11 protein-coding genes and 4 tRNA genes are annotated in these 13,645 nt (G+C 75.6%); 6 read left to right on the top strand and 9 right to left on the bottom strand.

Translation table 11 applies throughout. The features are described from left to right. Positions 1 to 35: 35 nt before the first annotated feature. Positions 36 to 108: transfer RNA gene (locus BJ989_RS04820), tRNA-Lys, on the top strand. Between the two features lie 8 nt (positions 109 to 116). On the opposite strand, the gene BJ989_RS04815 is transcribed toward BJ989_RS04820, so the two are convergent. After that, on the bottom strand, positions 117 to 1,361 hold the full coding sequence (locus BJ989_RS04815) for a cation:proton antiporter domain-containing protein (protein WP_343049099.1): 1,245 nt from the start codon (positions 1,359 to 1,361) through the stop codon (positions 117 to 119). A 636-nt stretch (positions 1,362 to 1,997) separates the two neighbouring features. Between BJ989_RS04815 and BJ989_RS04810 the strand changes: the two genes are divergently transcribed. Next, positions 1,998 to 3,965: a histone H1-like repetitive region-containing protein gene (locus BJ989_RS04810; RefSeq protein WP_179517223.1), complete on the top strand. Its 1,968-nt coding sequence runs from the start codon at positions 1,998 to 2,000 to the stop codon at positions 3,963 to 3,965. A 3-nt stretch (positions 3,966 to 3,968) separates the two neighbouring features. On the opposite strand, the gene BJ989_RS04805 is transcribed toward BJ989_RS04810, so the two are convergent. Continuing rightward, the gene (locus BJ989_RS04805; protein ID WP_218848730.1) at positions 3,969 to 5,216 is read right to left on the bottom strand and encodes a YibE/F family protein; all 1,248 of its coding nucleotides are present in this window, start codon (positions 5,214 to 5,216) and stop codon (positions 3,969 to 3,971) included. A 58-nt stretch (positions 5,217 to 5,274) separates the two neighbouring features. After that, positions 5,275 to 6,759 carry an NAD(P)/FAD-dependent oxidoreductase gene (locus BJ989_RS04800; RefSeq protein ID WP_179517222.1) on the bottom strand — a complete coding sequence of 495 codons (1,485 nt, stop codon included), beginning with the start codon at positions 6,757 to 6,759 and terminating at the stop codon, positions 5,275 to 5,277. A gap of 219 nt (positions 6,760 to 6,978) precedes the next feature. Between BJ989_RS04800 and BJ989_RS04795 the strand changes: the two genes are divergently transcribed. The 3 genes from BJ989_RS04795 to BJ989_RS04785 are packed head-to-tail and all read left to right on the top strand — an operon-like array spanning position 6,979 to position 8,848. After that, entirely contained in the window at positions 6,979 to 8,067 is a 1,089-nt protein-coding gene (locus BJ989_RS04795) for an ATP-binding protein (RefSeq protein WP_179517221.1), read from the top strand. Beyond that, complete coding sequence (locus BJ989_RS04790) at positions 8,064 to 8,516, top strand: CrcB family protein (protein ID WP_179517220.1); 453 nt, start codon at positions 8,064 to 8,066, stop codon at positions 8,514 to 8,516. Before BJ989_RS04795 ends, BJ989_RS04790 begins: the two co-directional genes overlap by 4 nt. Continuing rightward, complete coding sequence (locus tag BJ989_RS04785) at positions 8,513 to 8,848, top strand: CrcB family protein (protein WP_179517219.1); 336 nt, start codon at positions 8,513 to 8,515, stop codon at positions 8,846 to 8,848. Before BJ989_RS04790 ends, BJ989_RS04785 begins: the two co-directional genes overlap by 4 nt. 20 nt (positions 8,849 to 8,868) lie before the next feature. Here the strand turns inward: BJ989_RS04785 and BJ989_RS04780 are convergent, their stop codons facing one another. The 4 genes from BJ989_RS04780 to BJ989_RS17100 all read right to left on the bottom strand — a co-directional run bounded on the left by BJ989_RS04780 (position 8,869) and on the right by BJ989_RS17100 (position 11,337). Then, positions 8,869 to 9,222 (bottom strand): metallopeptidase family protein, encoded by a 354-nt coding sequence (locus BJ989_RS04780; RefSeq protein WP_343049097.1) that lies wholly within the window; start codon positions 9,220 to 9,222, stop codon positions 8,869 to 8,871. 111 nt (positions 9,223 to 9,333) lie between these two features. Beyond that, a tRNA-Asp gene (locus tag BJ989_RS04775) sits at positions 9,334 to 9,410 on the bottom strand. Between the two features lie 95 nt (positions 9,411 to 9,505). Next, a tRNA-Glu gene (locus tag BJ989_RS04770) sits at positions 9,506 to 9,578 on the bottom strand. 61 nt (positions 9,579 to 9,639) lie between these two features. Next, on the bottom strand, positions 9,640 to 11,337 hold the full coding sequence (locus BJ989_RS17100; RefSeq protein WP_343049096.1) for a methyl-accepting chemotaxis protein: 1,698 nt from the start codon (positions 11,335 to 11,337) through the stop codon (positions 9,640 to 9,642). 161 nt (positions 11,338 to 11,498) lie between these two features. Here BJ989_RS17100 and BJ989_RS04760 point away from each other — a divergent pair. Further along, a tRNA-Phe gene (locus BJ989_RS04760) sits at positions 11,499 to 11,572 on the top strand. 96 nt (positions 11,573 to 11,668) lie between these two features. Here BJ989_RS04760 and BJ989_RS04755 read toward each other — a convergent pair. Next, positions 11,669 to 13,144: an amidase family protein gene (locus BJ989_RS04755; protein ID WP_179517218.1), complete on the bottom strand. Its 1,476-nt coding sequence runs from the start codon at positions 13,142 to 13,144 to the stop codon at positions 11,669 to 11,671. A 54-nt stretch (positions 13,145 to 13,198) separates the two neighbouring features. Continuing rightward, the gene (locus BJ989_RS04750; RefSeq protein ID WP_179517217.1) at positions 13,199 to 13,534 is read right to left on the bottom strand and encodes an STAS domain-containing protein; all 336 of its coding nucleotides are present in this window, start codon (positions 13,532 to 13,534) and stop codon (positions 13,199 to 13,201) included. Positions 13,535 to 13,645: the final 111 nt, after the last annotated feature.

Genomic DNA, 13,645 nt, shown 5'->3' with positions numbered 1-13,645 from the left:
GAGCACGCAGCCGCCCCCGGGTGGTCCAGCGCGCCGGGCCTCTAGCTCAATGGGCAGAGCAGTGGACTTTTAATCCATGGGTTGTGGGTTCGAGTCCCACGGGGCCCACCGACCCGCTACGCGCCGCGCTCCCCCGGGGCGGGCGCGTCGCGGTCGCGTGCCGCGGCGTACGCCGTGCGCCCGGGCGCGCTCGTCAGGCCGTGGACCACGGTGCTCGCCGCGACGACCGCCGTGCCGAGGGCGACCAGCTCCGTGGCCTCGGCCGCGGGCAGTCGGGCGGCTGCGTCGGCGAGGTAGAACACCGCCGAGACGCCGATCGGGCCGAACCAACCGAGGAAGACCGCGTCGCGGCGCCGCAGGCGCAGCGGCCGCGCGAGCGCCAGGAGCCACGGCAACCGGCGCAGCACGAGCACCCCGACCACGACCGCCGCGAGCGCCCAGCCCTGCCGACCCCACGCCGCCCAGGGCAGGGCGGCCCCGAGCACGAGGAAGAACGGCAGGACGGCGTAGCGGTTGAGCGCCTCGTCGACCTGCACCTCGCGGGTGCGGTCGCCGTGGGTCTCCAGCGCGTTCAGCGCGAGGCCGGCGACGAACGACGCGATGACCGCGCTGACGCCGAGCAGTCGGGCCGCCCCGAGGACCCCGAGGGCCAGCACGACGGTGAAGAGCACGACCGAGGCGCCGTCGGCGGAGCCGAACCGCTCGCCGGCACGCACGGCGTACGCCGCACCGAAGCCCGCCGCGAGCCCCAGCAGGACCGCTCCACCGACCTCGCGGAGGACCGCCAGGGCCGTCTCGGAGCCGGTCGGTGCGGCCGCGACGGCCAGCGCGACGAGGACCAGCGGGAGGGCGAGCCCGTCGTTGGCGCCTGACTCGAGCGAGAGCAGCTGGCGGGTGCGGCTCGGGAGGTCGCGCTCGGCGGGGCCGCCGGTCACCACGCTGGACGACAGCACCGGGTCGGTCGGGCACAGGCAGCACCCCAGCACGAGGGCGAGCGACGCGGCGGTGCCGGCCGCGACCGCGATGCCGGTCGAGGCCAGCGCCATGAGGGGCATCACGACGGCCAGGAGGAGCGTCACGGGTGCCCACCGGCGGCGGGCGGTGCCGGCGGCGTAGCGCAGCGCGATCGCCATGACCGAGACGACCAGGAGTGGCGCGGCGAGCTCCTCGAGCAGGGCCGGGTCCGCCACGGCCGTGGGCACGACGAGCCAGCCGGCGACCTGCGGGCCCAGGGCGACCCCGACGAGCAGGGCGAGCAGGGGCTCGGAGACGGGCAGCCGTCGCAGCCGGCTGCCGAGCGCGGCGACGACCACGCCGAGCAGGACGGTCGCGGCGAGGACGGTCCAGACGGAGGTGGGCACGTGGTTGCGTACCCGCAACGGTCGGTCGTCCATGCCCGAACGTTCAGGCTTTCCTCAAACCCCAGCGCTCGACGCGGCCGCTGCCTACTGTCGCGGGCATGACCGCTGCGGCGCCGGGGGGCGCGCCCGCCTCCGACCTGCTCGACCGTTGGCTCGAGCACCGGGTGCTCAGCGGTGCGCCGGCGTCGGGCGCCGCGGCTGAGACCGAGCCGGAGGTCGAGCCGGAGGCCCAGGTGGCGGTGGAGGTGGTCGAGGTCGCCGAGGCCGCCGAGGCCGGTGTCGAGGTCGGTGTCGAGGCCGCCGAGGCCGAGAGACACCGGGAGTTCGCGAGCACCGAGCGCACGAGAACTCCCGGTGTGCACGTGTCGGCGAACCCGGTTGCCCCGCAGCTCGTGCCGCCGGCACCGAAGATCCCGTCGCACACCGACGCCGGCGCCGCCGTGCTGGCGGCGCTGGCCGCGCCAGCACCCACGCCCGCCACGACGCCGGACGCGACCGGCGACGCCCCCGCGGCTGACCCCGGCGCCGCCGACGTCGTCGAGGTGGACGCCGGCAGCCGAGGACCGCTGTGGCGCCGACGAGCTGCGGCGCGACCGACCCCGAGCGCCGGCTTGCCCGTACGGTCCGACGAAGACCATGCGGCTGCTGAGAAGGCGGCTGCTGAGAAGGCGGCTGCTGAGAAGGCGGCTGCTGAGAAGGCGGCTGCTGAGAAGGCGGCTGCTGAGAAGGCGGCTGCTGAGAAGGCGGCTGCTGAGAAGGCGGCTGCTGAGAAGGCGGCTGCTGAGAAGGCGGCTGCTGAGAAGGCGGCTGCTGAGAAGGCGCCGCGACAAGGCCGCCGCCGACAAGGCCGCCGCCGACAAGGCCGCCGCCGACAAGGCCGCCGCCGACAAGGCCGCCGCCGACAAGGCCGCCGCCGACAAGGCCGCCGCCGACAAGGCCGCCGCCGACAAGGCCGCCGCCGACAAGGCCGCCGCCGACAAGGCCGCCGCCGACAAGGCCGCCGCCGACAAGGCCGCCGCCGACAAGGCCGCCGCCGACAAGGCCGCCGCCGACAAGGCCGCCGCCGACAAGGCCGCCGCCGACAAGGCCGCCGCCGACAAGGCCGCCGCCGACAAGGCCGCCGCCGACAAGGCCGCCGCCGACAAGGCCGCCGCCGACAAGGCCGCCGCCGACAAGGCCGCCGCCGACAAGGCCGCAGCCGACAAGGCCGCAGCCGACAAGGCCGCAGCCGACAAGGCCGCAGCCGACAAGGCCGCAGCCGACAAGGCCGCAGCCGACAAGGCCGCAGCCGACAAGGCCGCAGCCGACAAGGCCGCCGCCGACAAGGCCGCCGCCGACAAGGCCGCCGCCGACAAGGCCGCCGCCGACAAGGCCGCCGCCGACAAGGCCGCCGCCGACAAGGCCGCCGCCGACAAGGCCGCAGCCGACAAGGCCGCAGCCGACAAGGCCGCCGCCGAGACGTCGTACGAACCCGTCGTGATCGCGAGCGGATCGCATGACGCTGGCGAGGTGCCGGGGTCAGCTGGGCACCAGCCGCCGCGCCTCGCAGGGCAGACGTCATGCGGAACCGACGCAGTTGCATCGCAGACGCATGACGCAACGCCGGCGCCCTCAGGGGCGCGGGTCGACGCGGGCGCCGCGGGCGCCGCAGTGCTCGCGGCGCTGGCGGGCGGCGACGCGGCCGCCGGCACCGCACCCACCGTACGCACGCCGCGCCGGCGCACGCCGAGGAAGGCGGGCCCGGCCACGCCGGTCACCACCGACGCGAGCACGGAGGCCGCCGCGAGCGCCGTCGCGCGCGCGACGAGCCCCACCCCGACCGTGCCTGCGACTCCGAAGGCCACGGCGCGCCGGGCCCCGGCGTCGGCGCAGCCCCAGCCGGAGCGCACCCCCCGCACCGACACCCCCGACACCACGACCCCCACCGTCGACGGCAGGCAACCGAGAGCCGCACGACCGAGAGCCGCACGACCGAGGACCGCACGACCGAAGACCTCTCGGGCGGAGACCTCCCGCGCGACGGTCCCGACCGAGGCACCGGCACCCCCGCTCCCCGGCGCGGTGCCGGCCGCTGAGGTCGCGGCCCTGGTCGCACCGGCACCCGCACCGGCACCCCCGCCGGCACCGGCGGCGACCCCGAAGCGGACGCCGGAGCCCGCACCGGAGCCGGCGCCGCCCGCGTCCGTCCTGCAGCTGCACCCCCAGCGCAAGGCCCGCCAGGTGCTCGCGACCCTGTTGCTCGGGGCGCTCGCGCTGACCGCGCTGACCGGCTACGTCGCCTACGACGACCCGACGACGGCCAGCCTCGGCGTCGCCGGCGCGTGCGCCGCGCTGACGCTCGTGCTGTGGGCGGTGCGCGCGAGCACCTCGACGGCGACGGTTGTGCTCGACCACGGCGTGCTCGACATCCACGCCCACGGCAGCCACCACCGCTTCGACCTCACCAGCCACTACGCCGTGCTCACCCTGCACGGCGAGCCCGGGCAGCGGCGCTGGCAGGCGCGGTTCGAGCGTCGCGGCCTGCCGGCCTACGTGGTGGACCGCAGCATGGTCGACCCCCACGAGTTCGTGGCCGCGGTGCGCCGCTTCCGTCCCGACCTCTGAGCCTCAGCCCTCCGCGGCACCGGCGCGCGCCGGCCCCGACACCGGCCCCGACACCGGCCCCGACACCGTGAGCGCCGCGATGCCGGTGGTGAGCGGCACCGCGAGCACGAGCCCGATGGCGGAGGCGAGGGTGCGCACGACCTCCTCGGCGATCGCCTCCTCGCCGAGCGCGCTGAGCAGCGGCCGGTCGTAGAGCGCGATCAGCATCAGCACCGACAGCGCCGCGCCGGCGTAGACGAAGACGATCGTGTAGATCGTGGAGGCGATGTGGTCGCGCCCGATCCGCATGCCGCTGGTGAAGAGCTGCCGTCGCCCGAGTCCCGGCGCCGCAGCGCGCAGCTCCCACACCGCCGAGGCCTGCGTGATCGTCACGTCGTTGAGCACGCCGAGCCCCGCGATCACGACGGCAGCGGCGAGCAGCCCCTGGTAGTCGAGGTCGGGGGCGTAGAGCAGCAGCTGCTCGCCGCTCTCCCCGATGCCCGCGAGCCGCGCGCGGTCGATGCCCCACAGGCCGATCAGCGCCGTCGCGCCGACCCCGAGCAGCGTCCCGGCGAGCGCCGCGCTGGTGCGCAGCGAGGGTCCGTGGGCGAGGTAGAGCACCACGAACATGATCGCCGACGACCCCACCGCCGCGACCGTGAAGCCGTCGCGCCCGGCCAGCAGCGCCGGCAGCACGAAGAAGGCGAGCACCAGCCCCGCGATGCCGAGACCGAGCAGCGCGAGCAGCCCCCGCAGCCGCGCCACGAGCGCCACGACCACCACGAAGGCGACCGCGAGCACCGCCACCGGCTGGCCGCGGTCGATCGCGACGAAGGCGTACTGCGGCGGCACGCCGTCCTGCGCGGGGAGCGCGAGCAGCGAGACCCCGTCACCGGCCTGCAACCCCGCGCGCGCGACGTACGGCGGGGGCTGGATCGTCACGGGCTCCTCGCTGCCCTCGACGGTCACCGTCACGCTGCCGCAGCCGTCCGGGAAGTCCGGGCGCTCGCCGCCCGGCGGGGTCGGGAGCGCGGGGTCGACCGCGATCACCGGGCAGGGGTCGGCGACGGCGACGACCTCGGCCGAGACCTCGCGCACCCCGTCGCCCGCGAACGGCACCTCCGCCGGTCGCTCGTCGGCCGCCGGCCACAGCGCGACCATCCCGGCGACCGTCAGGACCGCCGCCAGCAGCAGCGACCCGAGCAGCACGAACCGCGCGCGACGGTCGATCCCGACGTCGGGCGCCGGCCCGTGTGCGTGTGCCCCACCCATGGGGTCAATCTCCCACGGCGAGGGGGGAGCGCCACGCTGGGCGGGGTACGCCGCGGCGTCAGGCCCGCTGGTCGACCTTGACGCCGCGCTCGCCGGCGTCGGTGAGCCGCACCTCCTCGGCCGCCTGCGCCTCGAGCTCCTCGCGGCGCCGGGTCACGCCGACCAGGTCGCGGGCGGCCTCGAAGGCACCGGGCTCGCTCACCAGGTCGGCTGCCCCGCCCTTGAGCCGCGACAGCGCGGCGCGGGCGAAGATCTGCTGCTCGGTCATCGTGCGCGAGGCGCGGCCGCGACCGAGGAAGGAGATCGCCCACTTCATGAGCGCGGAGACGCGGTTCTTGAAGCCGGTGATGTAGACGAGGTGCACCGCGAGCCACATCAGCCAGGCGATGACGCCGGTGAGGCGCAGCTTGCCCACCATCGCGACCGCACGGAAACGGCTGATGATGGCCATCGAGCCCTTGTCGAAGTACTTGAACGGGCCCTGGCTGGGCTTGCCCTTGAGCCGGCCGTCGATCTCCTTGGCGGCGTACTTCGCGCCCTGGATCGCCACCTGCGCGACGCCCGGGAGGTTGTCGAGGCTGATCATGTCGCCGACGACGAAGACCTCGGGGTGGCCCGGGAGGGTCAGGTCGGGGTTGACCCCGATGCGCCCGGCGCGGTCGAGGGGGGCGCCGGTCTTCTCGGCGAGCATCGCGCCGAGCGGGTTGGCCTGCACGCCGGCGGCCCACATCTTGGTGACCGCCTCGATGCGGACGGTCTTGCCGTCCTTGTACTTCACCTCGAGGCCGCGCTCGTCGACGTCGGTGACCATCGCGCCCAGCCAGACCTCGACGCCGAGCTTCTCGAGCTCCTGCTTGGACTTCTCGCCGAGCTTGGCACCGAAGGGCGGCAGCACCTGGGGGGCGGCGTCGACGAGGATCACCCGCGCCTGCGTCGAGCTGATCGCGCGGAAGTCGCGCTTGAGGGTGCGGTGGGCCAGCTCCGCGATCTGGCCGGCCATCTCCACACCGGTCGGGCCGGCGCCGACGACGACGAAGGTGAGCAGGTGCTCCACCTCGTCGCCGCGGGTCGCGGCGAGCTCGGCCATCTCGAAGGCGCCGAAGATGCGGCCGCGCAGCTCGAGGGCGTCGTCGATCGACTTCATGCCGGGGGCGAACTCGGCGAACTGGTCGTTGCCGAAGTAGGACTGGCTGGCGCCGGCCGCGACGATGAGGGAGTCGTAGGGCACCGTCGTCTCGCGGCCCAGCACCTGCGAGGTGACGACGCGCCGCTCGAGGTCGATGTCGGTGACCTCGCCGAGCAGCACCCGCGCGTTGTCCTGCTTGGCGAGGATCTCGCGGGTCGGCGGCGCGATCTCGCCGGCCGACAGGATGCCGGTCGCCACCTGGTAGAGCAGCGGCTGGAAGAGGTGGTGGGTGGTCCGGGCGACCATCGTGACGTCGACGTCGGAGCGGCGCAGCGCCTTGGTGCCGAACAACCCGCCGAAGCCGGACCCGATCACCACCACCTGGTGCCGGTGGGGAGTTTCTGGGGCGGTGCTCATGAGGACCTCTCGCGTCGTCGGGTGGTGGGGCGCGGCTCGCGCCCGTGGCCGCTCCCCATTGTCGCGCGCCGCTCGGCCCGACGCACGTCCGGGAGGGTGGGAAAGACGCGCCGGAACGTGGTTTCAGCCACAACTACCCGGGGTAGATCAGGCAGGATGGCTCGACAGCCGCCTCCCCCGGGGCGGCGACGACCTTCGTTGTGGGGATGAAGGGACACCGTGGACGCTCACGCCCTGCCCCTGGAGCCGGAACCCCGGTCCGTCCAGGCGGCGCGACGCTGGGTGGTCGACGTGTGCGCGCGGCTGGGCCGCGACGACCTCGCCGACGCCGCGGCGCTCGGCGTCTCCGAGCTCGTCACCAACGCGCTGCTGCACGCCGAGCCGCCGCTCGCGGTGCGCGTCGGCGGCACCCGCGAGCACCCCCGCGTCGAGGTGCACGACGGCTCCCCCACGCCCCCGACCCCGCCCGACCCGCTGGCCACCGACCTCGACCTCGGGGCCTTCCTCGGCGACCTCGCCGAGCTGGGCGACCTCGGCGACCTCGGCTCGCTCGGCGACCGCACCGACCTCGAGGCCCGCGCCGAGGCGCAGATGGGTGGCTTCGACGGCCTCGACGGCCTCATCGACGACCCCGACCTGGTCGGCAGCGCGCTGCTCTCGACGCAGGGCCGCGGCCTCGGGATCGTCTCGATGGTCTCGTCGGCCTGGGGCGCCTACCTCGTCCCCGACGGCAAGGTCGTCTGGTTCGAGCCCGCGTGCGAGGAGGGCAGCGGCGCCCCCAGCGAGGCCGCCGTCTTCACCACGACCGACGACCAGGCCGCGTCGGGTGCCTCCCGCCGCGGTCCTCGCTTCCCGGTGTTCGTGCAGGGCGTGCCTGTGCGCACCTTCGCCGGCTTCCGCCACCACTTCCGCGAGCTGCGCCGCGAGCTGCGGCTGCTGGCGCTCGCCCACGGCAGCGAGTACCCCCTCGCCACGAGCCTGTCGGTGCTCCTGACCGACTTCGAGTCCGAGCTCGCCCACGCGATCGGCACCGACCAGCTCGAGCAGGCCCTCGGCTCCGGAGCCGAGCAGGTCGACCTCGTCCTCGAGGTGCCGCTCACGACCCCGCCGGTCATCACGCAGATGCTCGAGCTGCTGGAGCTCGCCGACGCGTTCTGCCGGGCCGAGCGGCTGCTGTCGCTCGCCCGCACGCCGCTGCAGCGCGACTTCCAGCGGTGGTTCCTCGGCGAGTTCGTGCGGCAGTCCGAGGGCGCGGCCCCGGTCCCGTGGCGCCAGGTGCGCCCGGTGGTCGAGCGCCCCGCTCCGTGACCCGCGCGGCTCCCCGGGCCGTCCACCCCGCTCCGCTCGCCGTCGCCGTCGTCGTCGTGGCGCTCGGCGGCGCCGTCGGGTCGGCGCTGCGGTGGGGCCTCGCCGAGGCCGTGCCCGACCCCGCGGCCGCCGCCGGTGGCTTCCCCTGGACCACCGCGGCGACCAACGTCGTCGGCTCCGTGCTGCTCGCGCTGCTGCCCGCCGCGCCCGCGGTGCGCGCCCGGCCGTTGCTGGCCCTCGCGCTCGGCACCGGTGTGCTCGGCGGCTTCACCACCCTCTCGCTCGCCGCCGAGCAGGCCCGCGCGCTGCTCGCTGCCGGCGCCGTCGCGACGGCGCTGGCCTACGTCGTGCTCACCGCCGCCGTCGCCCTCGCCGCGGTCGTGCTGGCCGACCGGTGGGCGGCCCGGCGCGCCGACGGGTGGACCGACCGGGCGGGGCCGACCCGGTGACGCTGCTGCTGGTGGCGCTCGGCGGCGCGCTGGGTGCGGTGGTGCGCTTCGGCGCCGGTCTGCTCCGCGACCGTGCGCTCCCCCTCGGCACGCTCACGGTCAACCTCCTCGGCTCGGCCGGCCTCGGCCTGCTCGTGGCCACCGCGCCCGCGGCCCCGCTCGCCGCCCTCCTGGGAGCCGGCGTGTGCGGGGGCGCCACGACGTACTCCGCGGTGGTGCTGCGCTCCGTGCACCTCGGCCCTCGCGTGGGTGGCCTGTACGCCGCGGCGACGCTCGGCGGGTCGCTCGCGGCGTGCGCGGCCGGCTACGCCCTCGGCGCGGCGCTGGTCTGACCCGGTCCGACGGGACCGGCTCAGCCGTAGCCGAGCTCGTGCAGCCGGTCGTCGTCGATGCCGAAGTGGTGGGCGACCTCGTGCACCACGGTGATGCGGACCTCGTCGACGAGCTCGTCGACGCTCTCGCACATCTCCAGCAGCGGGTTGCGGAAGACGAAGATGCGGTCGGGCAGGTCGGGCGGCGCGCCGTCCCACCGCTCGGTGAGGGCGACGCCCTCGTAGAGGCCGAGGAGGTCCGGGTCGTCGGCCGGCGGGTCGTCCTCGACGAGCACGACGACGTTGTGCACCCGCGCGGCCAGCTCGGCGGGGATGCCATCGAGCGCGTGCTCGACGAGGCGCTCGAAGTCGGGGCGGCTCATCTCGACGGGCACGGACCCATCCTGCCGGTCACCGCCACCCCACTGGACCTCGCGACCCCGGGGACGACGAGGACGCTGGAGACGACGACAGCCCCGGACCTGGTGGTCCGGGGCTGTCGCACTTGGCGACCCCGACGGGACTCGAACCCGCGGCCTCCGCCGTGACAGGGCGGCGCGCTAACCAACTGCGCTACGGGGCCAACTGGCGCCCACGACGCGAGCGTCGCGGAGCGGTGGAACAGTAACCCATGCCGGCCCCGCACTCCCAATCGAGGGCGCGGCACGGCGCGGGCCGCACCCCCAACCGGATTCGAACCGGCGCTACCGCCGTGAAAGGGCGGGGTCCTGGGCCGCTAGACGATGGGGGCCCGCGCCGCCGGGGACCGGTGGCCGGTCACCGGCGAGCGCGCGCTCAGCATAGGCCACGGCTCACCAGCGGAAGCGGCTGACCGAGGCCCGCACCTCGCCCGCGATCCGGGCGAAGTCCGCCGCGGTGCGGCTGGTGGACGACGCCGCCTCGAGCGTGCGACCGGCGGTGTCGGCCATCGCCGCCACCGTGCCGGCGATCTCGGTCGAGCCCGACGCCGCCTCCTGCGCCGAGCGGCTCATCTCGTTGGTGGTCGCGGTCTGCTCCTCCACCGCGGAGGCGATGGTGGTCTGGCTCTCGTCGATGCGGGCGATGATCTCGGTGATCTCCGCGATCGCGGCGACCGCGGCACCGGTGTCGGCCTGGATCGTCTCGATGCGGCGGCCGATGTCCTCGGTGGCCCGCGCCGTCTCCTGCGCGAGGTCCTTCACCTCGGTGGCGACGACGGCGAAGCCCTTGCCTGCCTCGCCCGCCCGGGCGGCCTCGATGGTGGCGTTGAGCGCCAGCAGGTTGGTCTGCTCGGCGATCGAGGTGATCGCCTTGACCACGTCGCCGACCGCGGTCGAGGAGTCGCCGAGCTTGGCGACGGCCTCGGTGGCGGAGCCGGCGACGGCGACGGCGCGGTTGGCGACCTGCGCCGCCCCGGTGGCCTGCTGGGCGATCTCGCGGATCGAGGCGGACATCTGCTCGGTGCCGGCCGCTACGGTCTGCACGCTGCCCGTGACGACGCCCGTGCCGCTGGCGACGAGGTCCACCTGGCGGCTGGAGGCCTCGGCGCTGGCCGACATCTCCTCCGAGACGCCGGCGAGCTGGGCGGAGGCCTCCCCGAGGGCGCCGGCCGTGCCGACCACCTGGCCGAGCGCGTCGCCGAGGTTGCCGAGCGCGGCGTCGAGGGCGCGGCCGAGCTGGCCGATCTCGTCGGCGGCGGGGTCGTCGAGGCGCTGCGCGAGGTCGCCCTCGGCGACCGCCTCGAGCACCGCGACGCTGCGCTGCAGCGGGCGGGTGATGGAGCGGGTGACCACGACGACCACCGCGACCGCGGCGAGCACGGCCAGGCCCAGGCTGACGAAGACGCGGGTGTAGCCGGCGGCGGCCATCGCGGCCCGCTCGTCGCGCAGCTCGGCGATCCGCTCCTCGACCGAGGTGGCGAGGGCGGTCATGTCGTCGTAGGTCGCCGACCACGCCTCGCCCGCCGGCCCGCCGTTGACGTTGCGCATGATCTCGGGGAAGGCCTCGAGACCGCGCTCGGCCAGCAGGCCCATGATGACGTCGTCCTCGGCGAAGAGCTGCTCGAAGTTGGCCTCGGTGCTGGTGAGCAGCTCCTGCTCCTCGGCGGTCAGGCCGGAGCGGTCGACGGTGCGGAAGAGCTCGCGGATCGCCTCCTTGCTGGCGAGGTAGCCCGCGCGGTTGTAGCCGTCGTCCGCGGTCGCGGCCTCGACACCGAAGGCCGGCACGTCGGCGAGGTAGAGGCCCTGCCAGCCGGTGATGTCGTTGATGTTGATCAGCAGGTCGTCGGCGATCTGCCCGGCCTCGACCGCGCGGTCGATCTCGACCTGCTTCTCCGCGCCCTCGGCCTGCGCCGACAGGCCCAGCCAGGCGCCGCTCACCACGAAGAGCCCGCAGGCCAGGAAGGCGGCCGTGAGGCGGCGCCCGATCCGCAGCCGGCGCAGTCGTGCCGCCGCGCCGCGCTGCGCGCCGTACGTCGTGTGCCCCGTCGTGTGCCCCGTCGTGCTCGTGCTCGTCCCTGCTGCCCCGGTCACGCCGCCTCCTTGCTGCTCGGTGGTGCGCACGGCGCACCGAGGCACCCCTCCTGGGTGCCCGCACGCCCATCGGTCGCGCTGAGGCGTTCTTGAGCAGGTCTGAGGGTGAGGTGCCCGGGGTGCGGACGAGCCGCCGCGGCCGTGTATCGTCTCCCCCGCTCGGGCAGGTAGCTCAGTCGGTACGAGCGTCCGCCTGAAAAGTGGAAGGTCGGCGGTTCGACCCCGCCCCTGCCCACGAGCACGCAGGGCTCCGACCTGCAGCAGAGGCCCCCGCCGGATCCGGTGGGGGCCTCTCGCGCGTGCGGGTCAGGACGCCGACGGGTCCGGCGCCTCAGAGCGGCGGCGTGCGGTCCCACCACGGGGCGGCGCGCTCGAGCTGCGCGGCGAGCCGCAGCATCACCTCGTCGGCGCCGAGGCGCCCGACGAGCTGGACGCCCATCGGCAGGCCGTCGGGCGTCCAGTGCAGCGGCACGCTCATCGCGGGCCGGCCGGTGAGGTTGGCGAGCTGGGTGTAGGGCACCCAGCCGAGGTTCTCGCTGATCATCTGCTCGACCAGCGGGGTGAAGCGCAGCGCGCTGCCGGCGCGCGCGGTCAGCACCGCCTTCTGCAGCAGCCGCACCGGCGCGGGCAGGTCGAAGGCGCCGATGCGCGGCGGCGGGGTGGCGGTCGTGGGGGTCAGCAGCAGGTCGTGGTCAGCGTGGAAGTCGGCGAGCCGGCGCACGTGCTCGTGGCGGCTCTCCACCGCCCGGACGTAGTCGGTGGCGCTGGTGGCCCGGCCGAGGGCGGCCATCACCCGGGTGTCGGGCTCGAAGGCGTCCTCGCCCGCGCCCGAGGCCTCGCGGGCCTGCTCGAGCGAGACGGCGCAGTGGACGAACCAGGTGGTGAGGAAGTCGCGGGCCAGGCGCGCGTCGTCGAAGGGCACCGGCACCTCGACCACCTCGTGGCCGAGGTCGCTCAGCAGGGCGGCGGCCCGCTCGACCGCGGCCTTGGCCTCGGGGTGCGGGTCGGGCGTGATCGCGCTGTGCCACGTGACACCGACGCGCAGCCGGTCGGGCTCGTGCGCGAGGCGCTCGACCAGGCCGGCCGCGGGCAGCCCGCCGGGCAGGTAGACCGAGGTGCCGGTGGGGCCGGCCAGCACCTCGAGCGCCGCTGCGGTGTCGCGCACGCTCCGCGAGACCACGCCGTCGGTCGCGGTGCCGCCGAGCGGCTCGCCTCCGGCGGGCCCGTAGGGCACCAGGCCCCGGCTGGGCTTCAGGCCGAAGAGCCCGCAGGCGGAGGCGGGGATGCGGATCGAGCCGCCGCCGTCGCTGGCGGCCGCCATCGGCACCACGCCGGCCGCCACGGCCGCGGCGCTGCCGCCCGACGACCCGCCCGGGGTGCGGTCGAGGTCCCACGGGTTGCGGGTGGCGCCGAAGGCGTGCGGCTCGGTGATCCCCTTCGCGCCGAACTCCGGGCTGCTGGTCTTGCCGAAGACGACGAGACCGGCCTCGACCCACCGCTCGACGACGGTGGCGGTCTCGGCGGCCGGGACGTCGCGCATCGACCGGCTGCCGCCGCTGGTGGGCACGCCGGCGAGGTCCTGGTGCAGGTCCTTGAGCAGGAAGGGGACACCGGCGAAGGGGCGCCCACCCTCCGGCTCCGGGCCGGTCGGCGACGGCGGCGCCACCTCGCGCACGAGGGCGTTGAGGTGCGGCTCGACCTCGGCGGCCCGGGCACGGGCGACGGCCAGGAGCTCGTCGGGGGTGGCAGCGCCCTCCCGCACGAGGGCGGCGAGGGCGAGGGCGTCGTGGTCGCGGTAGTCCTGCACGAGGGGCAACCTACGGCCCCGCGGCGGTCGGCGCGGCCGTCCGCCACCGACGGCTCACCGGCCGGACGGCGCTCCCGGCTCGCGGGTGGTGAACTCGCGCAGCAGACCGCAGGCGCGGAGCACGCGGGCCACGATCGAGGTCGACGGCAGGACCACCGTCAGCTCGACGCCACCGCGCTCCGCGGCGTGCTGGGCGGCGAGCAGCCGGCTGATCGCGCTGCTGGGGAAGAAGGTCACCCCGGACACGTCCACGGCGGTCGGCGCACTCCACTGCGCGGAGGCGTCGTCGAGCGCCTCGGAGAACGCGTCGAGCGCGGCTTCGTCGACCGCTCCCGTCACCACGAGCACGCCGTCGGGGGCGCGGGTGGCGGACATCGGCGTCGTGGGCACCCCTGCACGGTAGGCGACCGCGGCGCCGCGGTCACCCCACTGAGCGGTGGGCCACGGTCCGGAGCCGACCTGACGCGAGCCGGCCCCCGCGACCCGCGCGGTGCTCTACCC

The organism is Nocardioides perillae, assembly GCF_013409425.1.
GTDB classification, from domain to species: Bacteria; Actinomycetota; Actinomycetes; order Propionibacteriales; family Nocardioidaceae; genus Nocardioides; species Nocardioides perillae.
The sequence above is the reverse complement of the archived record's forward strand: the minus strand, read 5'-3'. Positions and strand labels throughout refer to the sequence as shown.

Coding starts and splice junctions, on each gene's coding strand:
- BJ989_RS04810 (WP_179517223.1), top strand. CDS start 1,998: ATGCGGCTGCTGAGAAGGCGGCTGCTGAGAAGGCGGCTGCTGAGAAGG.
- BJ989_RS04805 (WP_218848730.1), bottom strand. CDS start 5,216: ATGGGTGGGGCACACGCACACGGGCCGGCGCCCGACGTCGGGATCGAC.
- BJ989_RS04800 (WP_179517222.1), bottom strand. CDS start 6,759: ATGAGCACCGCCCCAGAAACTCCCCACCGGCACCAGGTGGTGGTGATC.